The 15,307-nt window shown below is 58.3% G+C and carries 15 protein-coding genes; 6 read left to right on the forward strand and 9 right to left on the reverse strand.

From position 1 onward, the window contains the following. Positions 1-133: 133 nt before the first annotated feature. Positions 134-772, reverse strand: a complete 639-nt coding sequence (locus ACSQ3H_RS08155; protein ID WP_436116583.1) for a 2-dehydro-3-deoxy-phosphogluconate aldolase — start codon at positions 770-772, stop codon at positions 134-136. Positions 773-940: 168 nt separating this feature from the next. On the opposite strand from ACSQ3H_RS08155, the gene trhO reads away from it, so the two are divergent. Next, positions 941-1,870, forward strand: a complete 930-nt coding sequence (gene trhO / locus ACSQ3H_RS08160) for an oxygen-dependent tRNA uridine(34) hydroxylase TrhO (RefSeq protein ID WP_436116584.1) — start codon at positions 941-943, stop codon at positions 1,868-1,870. 90 nt (positions 1,871-1,960) lie between these two features. After that, the gene (locus ACSQ3H_RS08165) at positions 1,961-2,674 is read left to right on the forward strand and encodes a tellurite resistance TerB family protein (protein WP_436116585.1); all 714 of its coding nucleotides are present in this window, start codon (positions 1,961-1,963) and stop codon (positions 2,672-2,674) included. A gap of 176 nt (positions 2,675-2,850) precedes the next feature. Here the strand turns inward: ACSQ3H_RS08165 and ACSQ3H_RS08170 are convergent, their stop codons facing one another. After that, on the reverse strand, positions 2,851-4,026 hold the full coding sequence (locus ACSQ3H_RS08170) for a pyridoxal phosphate-dependent aminotransferase (RefSeq protein ID WP_436116586.1): 1,176 nt from the start codon (positions 4,024-4,026) through the stop codon (positions 2,851-2,853). Positions 4,027-4,385: 359 nt separating this feature from the next. Here ACSQ3H_RS08170 and ACSQ3H_RS08175 point away from each other — a divergent pair, with 359 nt between their 5' ends. Beyond that, positions 4,386-5,066 carry a GNAT family N-acetyltransferase gene (locus tag ACSQ3H_RS08175; protein ID WP_436116587.1) on the forward strand — a complete coding sequence of 227 codons (681 nt, stop codon included), beginning with the start codon at positions 4,386-4,388 and terminating at the stop codon, positions 5,064-5,066. Between the two features lie 220 nt (positions 5,067-5,286). Beyond that, positions 5,287-5,499, forward strand: a complete 213-nt coding sequence (locus ACSQ3H_RS08180) for a hypothetical protein (protein WP_436116588.1) — start codon at positions 5,287-5,289, stop codon at positions 5,497-5,499. On the opposite strand, the gene ACSQ3H_RS08185 is transcribed toward ACSQ3H_RS08180, so the two are convergent. From ACSQ3H_RS08185 to ACSQ3H_RS08200, 4 genes are all read right to left on the reverse strand, one after another. Further along, positions 5,496-6,560 (reverse strand): nickel/cobalt transporter, encoded by a 1,065-nt coding sequence (locus ACSQ3H_RS08185; protein ID WP_436119385.1) that lies wholly within the window; start codon positions 6,558-6,560, stop codon positions 5,496-5,498. The two genes, ACSQ3H_RS08180 and ACSQ3H_RS08185, sit on opposite strands and share 4 nt — an antisense overlap. A gap of 11 nt (positions 6,561-6,571) precedes the next feature. Then, complete coding sequence (locus tag ACSQ3H_RS08190; protein ID WP_436116589.1) at positions 6,572-7,231, reverse strand: DUF1007 family protein; 660 nt, start codon at positions 7,229-7,231, stop codon at positions 6,572-6,574. 80 nt (positions 7,232-7,311) lie between these two features. Next, positions 7,312-8,211: a LysR family transcriptional regulator gene (locus ACSQ3H_RS08195; protein ID WP_436116590.1), complete on the reverse strand. Its 900-nt coding sequence runs from the start codon at positions 8,209-8,211 to the stop codon at positions 7,312-7,314. Next, complete coding sequence (locus tag ACSQ3H_RS08200; RefSeq protein ID WP_436116591.1) at positions 8,211-9,401, reverse strand: amidase; 1,191 nt, start codon at positions 9,399-9,401, stop codon at positions 8,211-8,213. The genes ACSQ3H_RS08195 and ACSQ3H_RS08200 overlap by 1 nt, the downstream gene beginning before the upstream one ends. Positions 9,402-9,944: 543 nt before the next feature. Between ACSQ3H_RS08200 and odc2 the strand changes: the two genes are divergently transcribed. Next, entirely contained in the window at positions 9,945-11,078 is a 1,134-nt protein-coding gene (gene odc2, locus ACSQ3H_RS08205) for an ornithine/lysine decarboxylase (protein ID WP_436116592.1), read from the forward strand. A gap of 178 nt (positions 11,079-11,256) precedes the next feature. After that, positions 11,257-11,871 carry a GNAT family N-acetyltransferase gene (locus ACSQ3H_RS08210; RefSeq protein WP_436116593.1) on the forward strand — a complete coding sequence of 205 codons (615 nt, stop codon included), beginning with the start codon at positions 11,257-11,259 and terminating at the stop codon, positions 11,869-11,871. Between the two features lie 33 nt (positions 11,872-11,904). Here the strand turns inward: ACSQ3H_RS08210 and ACSQ3H_RS08215 are convergent, their stop codons facing one another. The 3 genes from ACSQ3H_RS08215 to ACSQ3H_RS08225 form a co-directional block, all read right to left on the reverse strand. Next, entirely contained in the window at positions 11,905-12,519 is a 615-nt protein-coding gene (locus ACSQ3H_RS08215; protein WP_436116594.1) for an alpha/beta hydrolase, read from the reverse strand. 304 nt (positions 12,520-12,823) lie between these two features. Beyond that, on the reverse strand, positions 12,824-14,242 hold the full coding sequence (gene gndA / locus ACSQ3H_RS08220; RefSeq protein ID WP_436116595.1) for an NADP-dependent phosphogluconate dehydrogenase: 1,419 nt from the start codon (positions 14,240-14,242) through the stop codon (positions 12,824-12,826). A gap of 122 nt (positions 14,243-14,364) precedes the next feature. Further along, the gene (locus tag ACSQ3H_RS08225; RefSeq protein ID WP_436116596.1) at positions 14,365-15,198 is read right to left on the reverse strand and encodes a MurR/RpiR family transcriptional regulator; all 834 of its coding nucleotides are present in this window, start codon (positions 15,196-15,198) and stop codon (positions 14,365-14,367) included. Positions 15,199-15,307 lie beyond the last annotated feature (109 nt).

Below are 15,307 nucleotides of genomic sequence, written 5' to 3' on the forward strand. Positions count from 1 at the left end.
CTTGCTAAATCCTTAGAAAATCCAAGAGAGGGGAGTGTGTTGTGAGTTTGAAATCCCCTCTCTGGCGATTTCTAGCACTTAGCAAGGGCTAAGATGCTGAAATCGCTTTCTCTCCCACAAGGGATAATCGGCATCAACTAGCCAGCTTTACTGCCTCGGCTGCGAGCTTGGTGATCTCGTCCCACTTGCCTGCCTTGACCAATTCTTCCGGGGCAACCCATGAGCCGCCAACACAGACGACGTTCGGCAGGTTGAGATAGGTCTTGGCGTTGGCGATGCTGACGCCGCCGGTAGGGCAGAACAGCGTGCCAGCCAACGGCGAGGACAGCGATTTCAGGAATGCCACGCCGCCTGCCTGTTCGGCGGGGAAGAACTTCAACATGGTGTAGCCTTCTTCGCGCAAGGCCATGATCTCGCCGGGCGTGATGGCGCCGGGAAGCAGTGGCACCTTGCTGTCGCGCGCAGCTTCGATGAGCTGCGGTGTTGCGCCGGGACTGACGATAAAGCGGGAACCTGCGTTAACAGCCTCGTCATACTGGCGGGCATTGAGAATGGTTCCGGCCCCGACGATGGCCTCCGGCACTTCATTGGCGACGGCACGAATGGCATCGAGTGCGGCTGCGGTGCGCAGCGTGATCTCGATTGCCGGGAGGCCGCCCTTGGCGAGCGCCCGCGCCAGAGGCACGGCATCAGCCAGATTCTGGATGAGAATGACCGGAATAACCGGCTGGCCCCTGAGGACAGGTAATAGCAAATCGGTCTTCTGGGTCATCTCATTTCTCCGCTGGCTTGAACTTCAATCGATTTAGTGGCGTGCAGCCGGTTTGTCTACTGAATCACGAAAATACTGGCCTCGAAGTGAGGCGAGAGCATGGGACCTCGCTTGTGTTTGCGCATAACCCTTGAAATTGCGACCCTAGCGCAGTAGTTGGATGCGATCATGACAGACCATACCTCAAACATGCCCTTTACGGTGGCCGCACTCTATCGCTTTGCCCGGCTGGATCACTACCAGTCGCTGCAGGAGCCGCTGGCGAAGCTTTGCTGCGGGCAGGGGATCAAGGGCACGCTGCTGCTGGCGGCGGAGGGTATCAACGGAACGGTTGCCGGAACCGAGGCGGCGATCAAGAAGCTCGTTGATTTCCTCGAGGCCGAGCCCGCCATTGCCGGGATGGAACTCAAATATTCCCACGCCAGTGAGATGCCTTTCAAGCGCATGAAGGTGCGGCTGAAGAAGGAAATCGTAACCATGGGCGTCGACGATATCGACCCGCTGCAAAGCGTCGGCACCTATGTGCCCGCGACGGACTGGAATGCGCTGATCTCCGATCCGGATACGATCCTCATCGACACACGCAATGACTACGAGACAGCGATCGGGACGTTTGCAGGGGCGATCGATCCGCAGACCAAAACCTTCCGCGAATTTCCGCAATGGGTGGAAAGCCATCGCGAAGAGCTGGAAGGCAAGATGATTGCCATGTTCTGCACAGGCGGTATTCGCTGCGAGAAGGCGACTGCCTATGTCAAAGGCCTCGGCTTCGATGATGTCTTTCATCTGAAGGGCGGCATCCTCAAATATCTCGAAGACGTTCCCGCCGAAAAAAGCCGCTGGGAAGGCGAGTGCTTTGTCTTCGACGAGCGGGTATCGGTTGGCCATGGCCTTGTCGAGGGCGAGGCCGAACTTTGCCATGCCTGCCGCAATCCGATCGCCCCGGAGGACAAGCTTTCACCGCTGTTCGAGGAGGGCGTCTCCTGCCCGAATTGTTATCACGAACGCACGGATGAAGACCGCGCCCGTTTTGCCGAACGGCAGAAGCAGGTGCGGCTCGCCAAGGAGCGCGGCCTTAAGCAGCACATAGGCTCCTGAGCGCCTTACAAATTCCTCTGCTGTCATTGCAATGCCATGAACCCGGTCCTAACTAAGCGGAGCCAATTCATGCAGCCATGGGAGAGACGCATGCTTGATCCGAAGAAGATTCTCGATGATTTCCTGGGAAGCAATATTCCCGGAACCGGAACCTCGGTTCGCGACACGGCCGGCAAGGCGACGCAACTGGCCAAGGATAATCCGCTCGCCACTGGCGCGCTGGCTGCGATCCTTCTTGGGACCGGCACGGGCCGTGAAGTGGCCGGCAGTGCCTTGAAGCTTGGCGGTCTCGCCGCCGTCGCCGGGCTCGCCTACAAAGCCTATCAGAATTACCAGTCCGGCAAGGCTCCCGCCGAGACAACACAGGCCACAACTGGCGAGCTTGCGCCGCCGCCGGATGATTCAAGCTTCCGCCCCGAGACCGCGCCACAGGGTGAACACGAGTTTGCGCTGGTGCTTGTACGCGCGATGATCGCGGCTGCCCGTGCCGATGGCATGGTAGACGAGGCCGAAAAGGCGCGCATCATCGAGAAGCTGTCGCTCTCCGGCATCAACAGCGATACGCAGGAATTTCTGGCAAACGAGCTGAACTCCCCCGTCGATGTGGACGGACTGGTGGCTGCTGCGGTTACCGATGCGCAGAAGGTCGAGCTCTATACTGCCTCGCGCCTTGCGATTGATCCGAAGACACGGGCGGAGCGCGGCTATCTCGATCTCCTCGCCGGACGTCTGAAACTGCCGGACAATCTGATCGATCATATCGAAGCGACTGTGGCCGACGTGAAGGTCAACAGTCCAACCTGACAGAGATTGCAAATTGGTGGGTGCGTGGTTCGACGGGGCTCACCATGAGGGAAGTAGTTGGTTGCAGGTAGCCAAGAATTGCAACGTTTGCGACTAGCATTGCAATCCACCCATGTCCCTCATGGTGAGCCCCGTCGAACCACGCACCATGTTTTTGCCGCCAAAGGTAGCGCTGACTACCTCGTCAGAAACTTTTCGATCCGCTCGATGGCGCGAAGAATGTTCTCCTCGGAATTGGCATAGGACAGGCGGACATAGCCTTCGCCGAGAATGCCGAAATCCGGCCCGCCAATCAGCGCAACCCCCGCCTCGTCCAATAGCGCCGCCGCCAGCTGCTTTGCGGGCCAGCCGGTCTCCTTGACGTTGGGAAAGGCATAGAATGCGCCTTTCGGCGTGGCGCAGCTGATGCCGGGCAGGCTGTTGAGGCCATCGACGACGATCTTGCGGCGGTTGTCGAATGCCTTGCACATCTTCTCGACATCGTCCTGCGGGCCGTCGATGGCGGCGATGCCGGCAAACTGGCTCGGGGCATTGACGCAGGACCAGCAATTGACCGCTAGCTTGCGCACCTTGTCGTACAGTTGATCCGGCCAGATCGACCAGCCCATGCGCCAGCCGGTCATCGCCCAGGTTTTCGACCAACCGTTCAATATGATCAGCCGGTCGCGAATCTGCGGGAAGGTCAGAAGCGAGCAATGTTCCTCGCCATCATAGGTCATGACGTCGTAGATCTCGTCGGACATGATCGCCACATGCGGATGGGCTTCGAGGCCTTTCACCAGCTTTTCGATTTCGGATTTCGGCGTCACGCCACCAGTAGGGTTGGCGGGTGAGTTGAGAATCAAAAGCCGTGTCTTCGGCGTGATCAACGCAAGGGTTTCTTCGGCGGAGAAGGCAAAGCCGTTCTCCTCGCGGATGGGCACGGGAATTGGTTTGGCCCCGGTAAATTCGATCATCGAGCGATAGATCGGGAAGCCTGGATCCGGATAAAGGATTTCAGCTCCGGGCTCGCCAAAGATCAGGATTGCCGCGAACATCGTTACCTTGCCACCCGGAACGATCATGATGTTTTCCGGCGAGACCTCGACGCCTGTTGTGGTGAGCGTGCGGCGTGCCACCGCCTCGCGGGTGGCGAGCAGGCCATTCGCCGGCGTATAGCCATGGTGGCCGTCCCTGAGCGCCTTGATAGCGGCTTCGACGATATGGGCCGGGGTTTTGAAATCCGGCTGGCCGATGCCGAGATTGATGATGTCCTTGCCCTGGGCGGCGAGAGCAGTGGCGCGGGCGAGGACGGCAAAGGCATTCTCTTCGCCGATACGATCGAATCCCGAAGTAGAGCGAAGTAGGGTCATATTTCACCGTTCTGCCGGAGAGAATTCAGGACAAGGTCAAGGGATTTGGTGAGGCCGATGCCTCTCCATCGGACGATACCGAAGCCCGATGAATTTGGCCAGAATTCACCCGGCCCTTCGGGTTTCCGGCTGGCGGCCAACCACGTTGTCATGTGGCATCGGACGATGCTAAGGCATCGACCTCGCCACCTTCCTAGTGGATTGTCTCGCCATCCGGGAAACAGAACGCGCGAAATATGGCCCCACTTCGCTCTCGTGCGCAGCATTTTCTTGTCTCACATACAATTTTCAACTTCTGCTTTGTGCGTGGAGTGGCATAACAAGTCAAATATTCTCAACTCGAGCGAGCAAATTGCATCATGATCGATCTGACAAACTGGACGCCGCGCCCTTTGCCTGCCCGTGAACCGCTCGAGGGCCGCTATGTGCGACTGGAACCACTCGATGCGGCAAAGCACGCCGACGAGCTCTACGAGGCGTCGTCGGTTGCAGACGCGGGCGACCGGTTCAGGTTCCTTTTCGAAAATCCGGCGGAGGATCGCGAAGCCTTTGCGGCGTGGCTGCAAAAGGTCGAAGCGAGCAAGGATCCGTTGTTCTTCGCGGTCATCGACAAGGCAAGCGGCAAAGTGGCCGGCCGTCAGACATTGATGCGCATCGATCCGACGTTCGGTGTGATCGAGATAGGCAATATTTATTGGGGGCCGTTGATTTCGCGCAAACCTGCGGCGACGGAAGCGCAGTTCCTCTTCATGCAATACGCCTTCGATGATCTCGGTTACCGGCGTTATGAGTGGAAATGCAATAATGCCAATGAGCCGTCAAAGCGTGCGGCGGAGCGGTTCGGTTTTACATTCGAAGGCATCTTTCGCCAGCATATGGTGCAGAAGGGCAAGAACCGCGACACGGCGTGGTATTCGGTCATTGACAGCGAATGGCCCGCACTGAAAGCCGCCTATCAGGCTTGGCTTTCGCCGGATAATTTCGATGCAACTGGGATGCAGATCAAGCGGTTGGAAGAGTTTCGGGCCGCAATATCGTAGTGCGTGGTTCGACGGGGCTCACCATGAGGGAGGGTAGAGTCTTGCAGGGAGCCAGGAAACGCCCGAGGTTCCCCGAGTTTGCGTGCAATCAACCACTTCCCTCATGGTGAGCCCCGTCGAACCACGCACAGCAGTATTGCCCCCTGAATTGTCCCTGCACTTGCATTAAACCGCCACGCGACTACAACGCGCTGAGATGCATTGAACAAAGGCAACGAGCGTGACCGATCCGAAAACCCGTAATGCCGCCATTGCAGCCGCCTGCATCATGTTTGGCTTTGGCTTCGTCGCCTATTGGATGCCGACGCTGATGCTGGCGCTGGGCGAACGTTCGACCCTTGCGGCAGGGACCTTTGCCGTGGTCTTTGTCGCGGGTTTCTTCTTTGTCTTCTGGCTGCGCGCCAGAAAACAGCATGAAAATGACCAGCCTTAGTACTGAAGCGAGGCAGTCAGAAGCAATGCACCGAAGAGGACGATGAACAGCGCACCGCCGATCTCTATTATGTTTTGAACACGGCCTGAAAGGGCGGAAGCGCCGGAAACTCTCAGCGCGACATTCTTTGCGGTCACTGCCAGCGTTGCCAATATGGCGACGGTGATGAACGTGCCGAGCGCCATGGCGAAGACCGAGAGAACGCCGCCGATGACAAGACCGTTCAGCAGCGAGAAAGTCAGGACGATCAACGCGCCGGAGCAGGGGCGCAAGCCGACGGCTATAATTGCCGACCACGCGGTTTTCCAGTTGAAGTCACCGGCGATCATCGCAGGGTCCGGCGCATGGGAATGGCCGCAGGTTTCGCAGACTTCACCCGCCGCATGATTATGATGGTGGCCGTGGTCATGATGATCATGACTATGGGCGCTGTGCGCACGGGTATGATCGTGGTGGCCATGATGGTCATGGGCGTGGTGATGGTGACCCGCCGCAACCTTTTCAGGCATGAGATGCGCAACGCGAGGACGGAAAAGCGCTGGCACCTTGCGCCAGAGCAGCGACAGGCCAAAGGCGATGATCAGAACGAAGCTCGCCATTTCCATGTAGTGCGTGGCGTCGTCCATCGAGACCGTCGTGCCGCGCAGCACAAGGAAGGTCAGGCCGATGACGAAAATCGCGGTGAAGGCCTGCAGCATTGACGAAGCGAAAGAGAGGACGATGCCGCGCTTCAACGTCGTTTCATTGGCAAGCATGTAGGACGAAATCACAGCCTTGCCGTGGCCTGGGCCCACAGCGTGAAGAATGCCGTAGAGGAATGAGAGGCCAACAAGGATCGACGCCTGCCAGGGATCCTCGCGCATGCCTTTCAGCGCATGTGTCATGGCGAGATAGAAACTGCGCTGCTGCATGTTGATCCAGAGAATGATTTCGGCAAATGGACCGGTGGGCTGCATGGCGACTTCATTCATGCCGATGCCAAGGGACGTTTTCTGAGCCAGCGCATGACCGGTCAAAAATATCGTCAGGGCAAGTGCACCGAACAGAGTTCTTTTCCGCATCATTTCCATTCCTAACTCTTCGCAGGACATTCGATTTCGAGCCGCGTCGCGAATATCTTCGACATGTTGGTGCCGGTGGGGTCGTTGAAAAAACTATCGGTCAGCGTTGCCTGATTCTGGGCGATTGCCTGGTCGGGATCGGGGCGCACAACCTTCTGAGTACAGCCGTTGGGCACGCCCGTAACGTGGATATCGGAGTCATTTACGTAGTCGATGGCGGTGTAGAATGTCGGATCGTAGACGCCGAAGCTGGTCTTCTTGCCCAGCTTGAGCGGCTGTTTCGGCTTGCTTTCGAAGATGATCAGCAGCTGGTTGTTCTGGAAGTCAGCGAGCAAATGTTCCGGCGCGGCCATGACAATGGTCTTGCCATTGAGCTGAACCGTCTGGAAGTAATCGAATTCCGAGACGGACTCGTTAATGGTGCTGGCGAGATCCGCCAATTCCTTCTCATCGAGCTTCAGATCGCCATTCTTGTCGAATTCAACGAGGACAGTGCTGGAGAACAAATCGTCGAAGCGCCAGACATGACCGAGTTTCTCGACGGTGCCATCCGGCTTGATGGTGATATCCAGACGAGCCTCGGCAAAGACATGCGGATGCACATAGGCTGGCGTGGCGAAGGTCAATCCCGCGGCCAGTGCGCCGATGAAAACCCCGAATCGTTGGTGCATGGATTTGCCCTTTAGTTGCCGCACAGGACATGCCGAACTTGGCGAAATTGGGACGATATAACACATTCGCGTCTTGCGGTTCAGGCGCGGCGATTGTCTTTGAACCATTTTGTCAGGTAATCGACAAGCACCCTCACCTTCGCCGGCAGATAACGGCGATGCGGATAGACCGCGTAAATACCGGCGTCATGCATCACAAATTCTTCAAGGACTGAGACAAGTCTGCCGCTTTCGATGTCCGGCAGGGCGATGAAATCCGGCAGCAAGGCAAAGCCGAGCCCGGCAAGTGCCGCGCGCCTGGTCGCCAGCGGGCTGTTGATTTCGATAGGGCCGGAAAGCTGCACGGAAATCGGCGGTCCGCCTTCATTGTGAAATTGCCAGGTGTTGCGGGAACGATTGTTGGTGTCGATGATACAGGGCAGGGAGACCAGTTGTTCCGGCCGTTCCGGCCGGCCGATGCGCTCGATCAGTTCTGGCGAGGCGCAGGCGATGACCCGAAAGGGGGCGAGGCGCTTGGCAATGAGGGACGAGTCCTGCATGCGGGTGATGCGTATGGCGAGGTCGAAACCTTCCTCGACAAGATCGACAAAGCGGTCATCCAACCGCACATCGAGAATGATGTCAGGCTGCTCGGCGCAGAAGTCGATGAGGCACTGGCCGATGCCCGCGTCGGCAAAAGAGCGCGATGCCGAGATCTTGATGCGGCCCTTGATGTCGCTGCTTGATTCGCGCACGGCCTCCTGCAGGCTCTCGACCTCGCGCAGGATTTCGCTGGCGCGCTGGTAATAGGTGTGGCCGGCTTCCGTCAGCGAGAACTGGCGGGTGGTGCGATTGAGCAGCAGCGCCCCGAGTTCATCTTCCAGTTCGCGCACATATTTGGACAGGAGAGCCTTGGACCGCCCGATCTTGCGCGCTGCGGCAGAGAAACCTTCTGCCTCGACCACGTCGATAAAAGCGCGCATGCGGGTGAGCGTGTCCATCAGAACCTTTCGGCAGATTGAAGAATGGTTCGGCCAAGCCGGATCAGGGCGCGGTCGCTGCCCTTTGGTCCAAGCAACGAGATGCCGAATGGTGCGCCGTGGACCTGGCCGAGCGGCAGGGTGATCTGCGGGAAACCGGACAGGCCGGATAGACAGAACAGCCGGACGCAGCGTTCGCGATAGGCTTGGCTATCGTCGAAGGACGTGCTGACGAGCGGGGCGGCACCCGGAACGGTCGGCATGACCATGACACCGTCATCTTTCAGGAGATCGCCGAGCTCGCTGCGAAACAGGTCGCGCCGCTTGGTTTGCCGCTGGTAGGCTTCGAGATCGATGGTCGAACCGTAGTCAAACCGCTCTTTGATGGCGGGACCAAGGTTCCGCTCTTTTTCCGAAATCCAGGCGCCATGTGCCGCCCAGGCTTCAAAACCCTGGATCTGCCGCAAGCAGAGATAAAGATCGTCCATCGATGCTGTGGCCTGGCGGGCCGAACGCGCATGCCCGAGATGAGCGGCTATGATGCCATACATCCTCCGGTATTCAGCATCTTCCGCTTCACCAAGAAGCAGATGTTCAAGCAGGGGGATGAAGAGCGGGCGGTTGAGCTTGAAATCCTGGGTATCGGGTCCAAGCAGGACCTCACCGACCTTTTCATAGAGCGCAATGTCCTTGGCGAACCAGCCGAATGTATCAAGGGAATGCGCGAGCGGCATGGTGCCATCCAGCGAGATACGTCCATGGCTAGTGCGGAGCCCAACGAGACCGCAGAAGCTTGCTGGAGCACGGATAGACCCGCCAGTGTCGGAACCCGTCGCAATGGTGGCAAGACCGCCCGCGACCGCCGATACGGAGCCCGAAGACGAGCCGCCGGTAACGCGATCCGGCGCCTTTGGATTGACCGGGTAGGGAAAATGCGTGTTCTGGCCCATCATCGAGAAGGCGAGCTCATCCGTCTGGGTCTTGCCGATGAAGCGCGCGCCGGCATCAAGCAGGCTTTGAATTGCAGGGGCGGTTTTGGCGGCCGCTGCTGATTCGTCATATTTCTGCGGATTGCCGCAGCCGGTGCGCAGGCCAGCCACGTCAAATATGTCTTTGACCGCCAGTGTTTCACCAGTCAGCGGGCCATCACCCGAAGAAATGTCGGGTAAAGGCAGGTCAAGCAGGGCATTCAGGGGAGGAATAGTGTTCATCGTTCAACGATTCTAGGGCATTTATCCCCTGTTGTTCAATGAATAAAAAATTTTGCGCCTTCCCATTATTTTCATTGATTGGACACATCTTTCCACTTATATGGCCCTTGCCCAAAGTCGCACGTGCCCATGGGTGTCCGCCGATCCTCATTATGGTGAGGAAACGGTATGGTACCTGGAACTAACCCCTCCAGTCAGTTTGTCGGCCTACTGCCAAGCTGAGGACATCTGAAGCAACGACGGTGCGGGCCTTTCTGGTGTCTTTCGGCTGTCCATAAGCCGGAATTACTGAAGAGGCACACCTTCATTGCCGGTAGTGCGGATGGGTTCATCCAAACCAAGGCAGACAAAGCGGACCTACGCTGACTTTTAGCGTCGATCCATCGCCGCATGACCATTCGCGTGTTTTCAGCATCTCCAAAGGCTGGCTTCGCGGGGGACGGATTCATGCACTTTGTCCTTAGCGGTTTATCGGGCGCACCCCGTGACACCGCGACTTGCATCAAGGCGGCCGGAAGTGCCGCTACGAGTTGGAGACCCAAGATGGCTACGCAGCGCATTCTCGACTTCATCAATACCCGACGCCCGAATGGCCCATGCATGGTGCTTGATCTCGAGGTGGTTCGGGAAAATTACCATAATTTCGAGATGGCTCTGCCGGAATCGAAGATTTTCTATGCGGTGAAGGCCAATCCTGCGCCGGAAATCCTGCGCCTGCTCGCTTCGCTCGGCTCCAATTTCGACACGGCCTCGGTTGCCGAAGTCGAGATGGCGCTCGATGCCGGCGCGACTGCTGACCGCATTTCCTTCGGCAATACGATCAAGAAGGAGCGCGATATTGCGCGCGCTTTCGAACTCGGCATTCGCCTGTTCGCTGTCGATTGCGTCGAGGAAGTCGAGAAGGTCGCCCGTGCCGCTCCCGGCTCGCGCGTGTTCTGCCGCGTTCTTACCGATGGCGCCGGTGCCGAATGGCCACTGTCGCGCAAGTTCGGCTGCGTGCCTGCGATGGCTGTGGACGTTCTACGCGCCGCGCAGAAGCTCGGCCTCGACAGCTATGGCGTATCGTTCCACGTCGGTTCGCAGCAGACGGATCTCGCAGCCTGGGATCGTGCGCTTGGCGACGCCAAGCAGGTTTTTGATACATTGGCCAAGGAAGGCATCACGCTGAAGATGGTCAATATGGGCGGTGGCTTCCCGACCCGTTACCTGAAGGACGTGCCGACAGCGCAGGCCTATGGCCAGGCGATCTTCCAGGCACTGAGCAAGCATTTCGGCAATCGTCTGCCTGAGACCATCATCGAGCCGGGCCGCGGCATGGTCGGCAATGCCGGCGTCATCAAGGCGGAAGTCGTGCTTGTCTCGAAGAAGGCCGACAACGATAACGTTCGTTGGGTCTATCTCGACATCGGCAAGTTCGGCGGTCTCGCCGAGACGATGGACGAAGCCATCCGCTACCAGATCACTACGCCGCGCGATGGCGATCGCAGCGAGCCTTGCGTCCTTGCGGGCCCGACCTGCGACAGCGCCGACGTGATGTACGAGAAGAACCCCTATCCGCTGCCGATTTCGCTGACCATTGGCGATGAGGTGCTGATCGAGGGTACGGGTGCCTATACTACTACGTACTCTGCCGTCGCTTTCAACGGGTTCGAACCTCTCCGATCATACGTAATTTAACAGTAGGCACCTCCTTACCCTCCCCCTTGTGGGGAGGGATGGACCGCAGGTCCGGGGAGGGGTCTTTGGGCGATACGTGAATATTTCAAAAAGGCCCCTCCCTGCTGCTACGCAGCCTCCCTCCCCACAAGGGGGAGGGTAAAGGAAACCGCCTTACGATCGTAGATTGGTCAAGACAATGAGCGCAGTAGACTTTATCGAACAAAATCTGCATCCGGATGGATCGCAGGCTTTCACCATCCTCAACGAAACCGCTCAGGACGAGCGGGCGCGCGAAGCTTTGCTCGACCGTGCCATGGGGACAAGCCGCCGCCGCAAGTCGTCGGAAAAGCTGCGTCGCGGCAGGCTGCCTTCCGCTGGCCTAGCCTTCGTGGCGCGTGGCGAAGACAACACATTGCTTGGTACGGTACGGCTTTGGGATATCCAGGCCGGACACGATGCGGCAGGCAAACCCGTACGGGCGTTGCTGCTTGGGCCGCTTGCGGTCGAACCCTCACTCAAGGGCAAGGGCATTGGTGTGGCATTGATGCGCCATGCGACAGCCGAGGCTACACGTCTTGGCCATGGAGCTATCATTCTGGTGGGTGATCCGGAATATTACGAGCGCTTCGGGTTCAGCGGCACCAAGACAACGGACCTTGCCATGCCGGGTCCGGTCGAACGGCGGCGGTTCCTCGCGCTGGAATTGAAGCCGGGCCATCTTGAAGGGTGCCATGGATTGCTGACGCCGAAGGGCCGCCGTTCCTCGCATGCGATGAGGGTATTACCGGTTTCGCTGCGATTCTCGCGGTAGGACAAAAGCCGGCCCATTCGGGCCGGTTTTCATTTAGGCCTTGGCGCGAACGAAGCGTTCAATGGCAGCGACTTCGCTTTGCTGGATTTCGTGACCGCCGGAATGCCAGACGAGATCGGTCTCGACCCCTTGCTCAATCAAGTAATCTGCGAAAGTCTGTGTGAGGGCTGGCGGGCAGATCGTATCCAATCGGCCCGCTGTAATCAGCACGCGCTTGCCGGCAAGGCCGAGCTGCGGCGCGGGCGTCCATGGAACAAGCGGATGCATCAGGACAGCCTCGTCGAACAGGTCCGGATGCGACAGCATGACGGATGCCAGGATATTGGCGCCGTTGGAATAGCCGAGCCCGACCGTCTTCGACGGTTTCGCCTTGTCCTTATGCGCGCGAATAAAACCCGCCATGGTGCTGGTACGCCTGGCGAGATCATCCATGTCATAGACGCCTTCGTGCGTCCGGCGGAAGAAGCGCGCCGCACCGTGTTCGGAGACATCGCCGCGGGGTGAAACGATCCCGGCCTGCGGCAGCAACTGCCGGCCAAAATCGAAAAACTGATTTTCATCGCCGCCGGTGCCATGGAACACGAAGAGCAATGGCATTCCCGGCTGTTCAGCAGCATATACACGATGTTGGTAAGTGTTGGTCGACATGTCTAACCTTTCAGAGGCCTCTGCAAATCCGCCCTGATGGGCATCTGGTGCGATTTTCTCTGCTTCCGGTGCTCACGGACCAAAATGTCCGCTGCGCTCCGGTCCTCGAAAAATCACACCATCTGCCTCGTCAAGCCGAATTCTCAAACGGTCTCGCAGTGCGGCTTCTTGGTGCCCGCTTCCTTGCATTTGCATGCCCCACAGATGTGGCGGGAGCCAGAAGAATTAAACCCGGCTCACGCTTGATGCATTGTCGCTGCCACGGAGACAGTCGAGTTCGAGGGTCAATGAAAAGTTAACGCAATCAGTTCGCGTCCGACCAAGGGCCATGGAAATCGCCTTCCTCGTCAATCCGTTTGAAACCATGCGCACCGAAGAAATCGCGTTGAGCCTGGATGAGGTTAGCTGTGCCGCGCGCCTGCCGGAAGCTATCAAAATAGCTTAGTGCGGCGGAGAGCGCCGGGGTCGGCAGTCCTGCAAGAGCAGCTTCAGCGACGACCTTGCGGAGCGATTGCGATCCGGTTTTCATCCGTTCGACGAACGCAGGCACGAGCAGCAGGTTCTTGCCCTCGCTGCCTTCGAATGCAGCGGCGATCTGATCGAGGAATTGCGAACGGATGATGCAGCCGGCACGCCAGATGCGGGCCGTCGTTGCAAGCGGTATATTCCAGCCGTGTTCCTTCGACGCGCCTGCCATGACGTCGAACCCTTGCGCGTAAGCGGCAATCTTGCCGGCGAGAAGTCCTTCCTCCAGCGCGTCGATGAAGGCAGCGCCCCCATCCGCAAGCTTGGCTGTCTTCAGATCGCCATAGGCTTTGGAGGCTTCGCTACGCTGCTGGACCAACGACGAGATCGAGCGAGCGGCGACGGCGGCCTCGATGCCGGTTCCCGGAATGCCGAGCATCTGCGCCTCGATTGCGGCCCAGCGCCCGGTTCCCTTCTGGCCTGCGCTATCGAGGATGACATCGACAGCGGGCTTTCCAGTCTTCTTGTCGGTCGCGAGCAGGACCTTGGCGGTGATCTCGATGAGGTAGGAATTCAGCGGGCCGGCATTCCACTTCTCGAAAATCTTGCCGATGGCATCGGGAGCAAGTCCGAGCCCGTCGCGCAGTACGCCATATACCTCGGCGATCATCTGCATATCGGCATATTCGATGCCGTTGTGGATGGTCTTGACGAAGTGACCGGCGCCGTCAGGGCCGAGCAGCGCGGCACAGGATTCTTCTTCATATTTGGCGGATATCGCGGTCAGGACAGGCTCGATGCGGGCATAGGATTCGGGCGTGCCGCCGACCATGATCGACGGACCGTGTCGCGCGCCTTCTTCGCCGCCGGAAACGCCCATGCCGACGAAAGTCGGATCGTTCGGCCCGAGTTCGGCAAGACGGCGCACCGTGTCGTGGAAATTGGCATTGCCTGCGTCGATGATGATGTCTTCCTTGGCAAGGAACGGCTTCAAAGCCGCGATCTGCTCATCGACGGCTTCGCCGGCCTTGACCATCAGGATGATCGGGCGCGGCGCGCGGATGTTTTTGGCGAGGTCTTCCAGCGTTTCGCACGGAATAATCTGGTCTCTCAGGCTGCCAGCCTCATCGTAGAACTCGTGGGTCTTTGCCACTGTCCTGTTGAAAACCGCGACACGATAACCGTTTTCGGCAATATTGAGCGCCAGATTGGCGCCCATGACGCCAAGGCCGATCAATCCGATGTCAGCTTGCTGCATGATTATAGTCCTTATTTCGCTATTTGTTTCAACGCTGGGCGAGCCCTGCGAGCCCTCTGGGGCCGGGAACAGCATTTGTATATCAATGCGCGGTCGCGGCAATGGTTAGTTGCGTTGACAGTTTAGCTATCTCGTAGCTGTTCCATATCGCGGATGCGATTTGCACTGCTTTTCTCCAGCTTGCGCGTGACCTCGGCGATCAGGGTTTCAGCGACGAGAAAAAGTGTGGCGGACGAGTCCCATGGCGAGGGGACGGCCGTGCGTCCGGCAATGACATGGCGGGCGAAGCGAGCGATGGGCGAGAGCCACTGATCGGTGATGAGGACTATCTCGACGCCGCGCGCCTGCGCCTTTTCGGCAAAGCGGATCAGGCTGTCCTGATAGCGGCGGATGTCGAAGATGATGAGGACGTCCTTCTTGCCCATATCGATCAGCTGGTCGCGCCAGTGACTTTCCTGTCCGGTCAGGTGTGTGACGCCCGGACGGGTGATCTTGAGGTGCACAGCCATGTATCTGGCAATGGGATCGGTAAAGCGTCCACCCAGAAGGTAGATGCGGGCGCGGCTGTGGCTGATGGCGTCCGTTACGTCATCAAGTTGCTGAGCCGACAGATGCTGGAAAGTTTCGCGAATATTCTCGATCGCAGCTTCCATGAGCGGAAATGCGGCGCTGCCCTTTGAAGGCTGGATCGCTGCTGCCCGATTCCATGGCGATTGAACTTGCGCGGCGAGCTCTTCCTGCAACGCGCCCTGAAATTCCGGATAGCTTTGGAAGCCGAGGCGGGAAACAAAGCGCAGAATCGTCGGTGAACTCACGCCCGCCTGAGTCGAAAACTCCGCTACGGTGCGTAAACCGATCAACGGATAATTGGCGATAAGCGTCTGTGCAGCCTTGCGCTCCGATGCCGGCATCGTGTCGATTTTCTCAGCTATCAGCTCGGAAATGCTGGCGCTCATCGGTATTTTTCCCCTCCAGCCATAATCCGAATTTGGCAAACATGATTTTCGGATTTGACAATTTTAATTGTTGTGTATCAAATCATACGAGAGCGGAAATAAAAATACA

The organism is Phyllobacterium sp. LjRoot231 (assembly GCF_964253365.1).
Lineage (GTDB): Bacteria > Pseudomonadota > Alphaproteobacteria > Rhizobiales > Rhizobiaceae > Phyllobacterium.

What these genes read in the sequence shown, in the direction of transcription:
- ACSQ3H_RS08155 (WP_436116583.1), bottom strand. Translation starts at nt 772, where the DNA reads ATGACCCAGAAGACCGATTTGCTATTACCTGTCCTCAGGGGCCAGCCG.
- trhO (WP_436116584.1), top strand. Translation starts at nt 941, where the DNA reads ATGACAGACCATACCTCAAACATGCCCTTTACGGTGGCCGCACTCTAT.
- ACSQ3H_RS08165 (WP_436116585.1), top strand. Translation starts at nt 1,961, where the DNA reads ATGCTTGATCCGAAGAAGATTCTCGATGATTTCCTGGGAAGCAATATT.
- ACSQ3H_RS08170 (WP_436116586.1), bottom strand. Translation starts at nt 4,026, where the DNA reads ATGACCCTACTTCGCTCTACTTCGGGATTCGATCGTATCGGCGAAGAG.
- ACSQ3H_RS08175 (WP_436116587.1), top strand. Translation starts at nt 4,386, where the DNA reads ATGATCGATCTGACAAACTGGACGCCGCGCCCTTTGCCTGCCCGTGAA.
- ACSQ3H_RS08185 (WP_436119385.1), bottom strand. Translation starts at nt 6,560, where the DNA reads ATGCGGAAAAGAACTCTGTTCGGTGCACTTGCCCTGACGATATTTTTG.
- ACSQ3H_RS08190 (WP_436116589.1), bottom strand. Translation starts at nt 7,231, where the DNA reads ATGCACCAACGATTCGGGGTTTTCATCGGCGCACTGGCCGCGGGATTG.
- ACSQ3H_RS08195 (WP_436116590.1), bottom strand. Translation starts at nt 8,211, where the DNA reads ATGGACACGCTCACCCGCATGCGCGCTTTTATCGACGTGGTCGAGGCA.
- ACSQ3H_RS08200 (WP_436116591.1), bottom strand. Translation starts at nt 9,401, where the DNA reads ATGAACACTATTCCTCCCCTGAATGCCCTGCTTGACCTGCCTTTACCC.
- odc2 (WP_436116592.1), top strand. Translation starts at nt 9,945, where the DNA reads ATGGCTACGCAGCGCATTCTCGACTTCATCAATACCCGACGCCCGAAT.
- ACSQ3H_RS08210 (WP_436116593.1), top strand. Translation starts at nt 11,257, where the DNA reads ATGAGCGCAGTAGACTTTATCGAACAAAATCTGCATCCGGATGGATCG.
- ACSQ3H_RS08215 (WP_436116594.1), bottom strand. Translation starts at nt 12,519, where the DNA reads ATGTCGACCAACACTTACCAACATCGTGTATATGCTGCTGAACAGCCG.
- gndA (WP_436116595.1), bottom strand. Translation starts at nt 14,242, where the DNA reads ATGCAGCAAGCTGACATCGGATTGATCGGCCTTGGCGTCATGGGCGCC.
- ACSQ3H_RS08225 (WP_436116596.1), bottom strand. Translation starts at nt 15,198, where the DNA reads ATGAGCGCCAGCATTTCCGAGCTGATAGCTGAGAAAATCGACACGATG.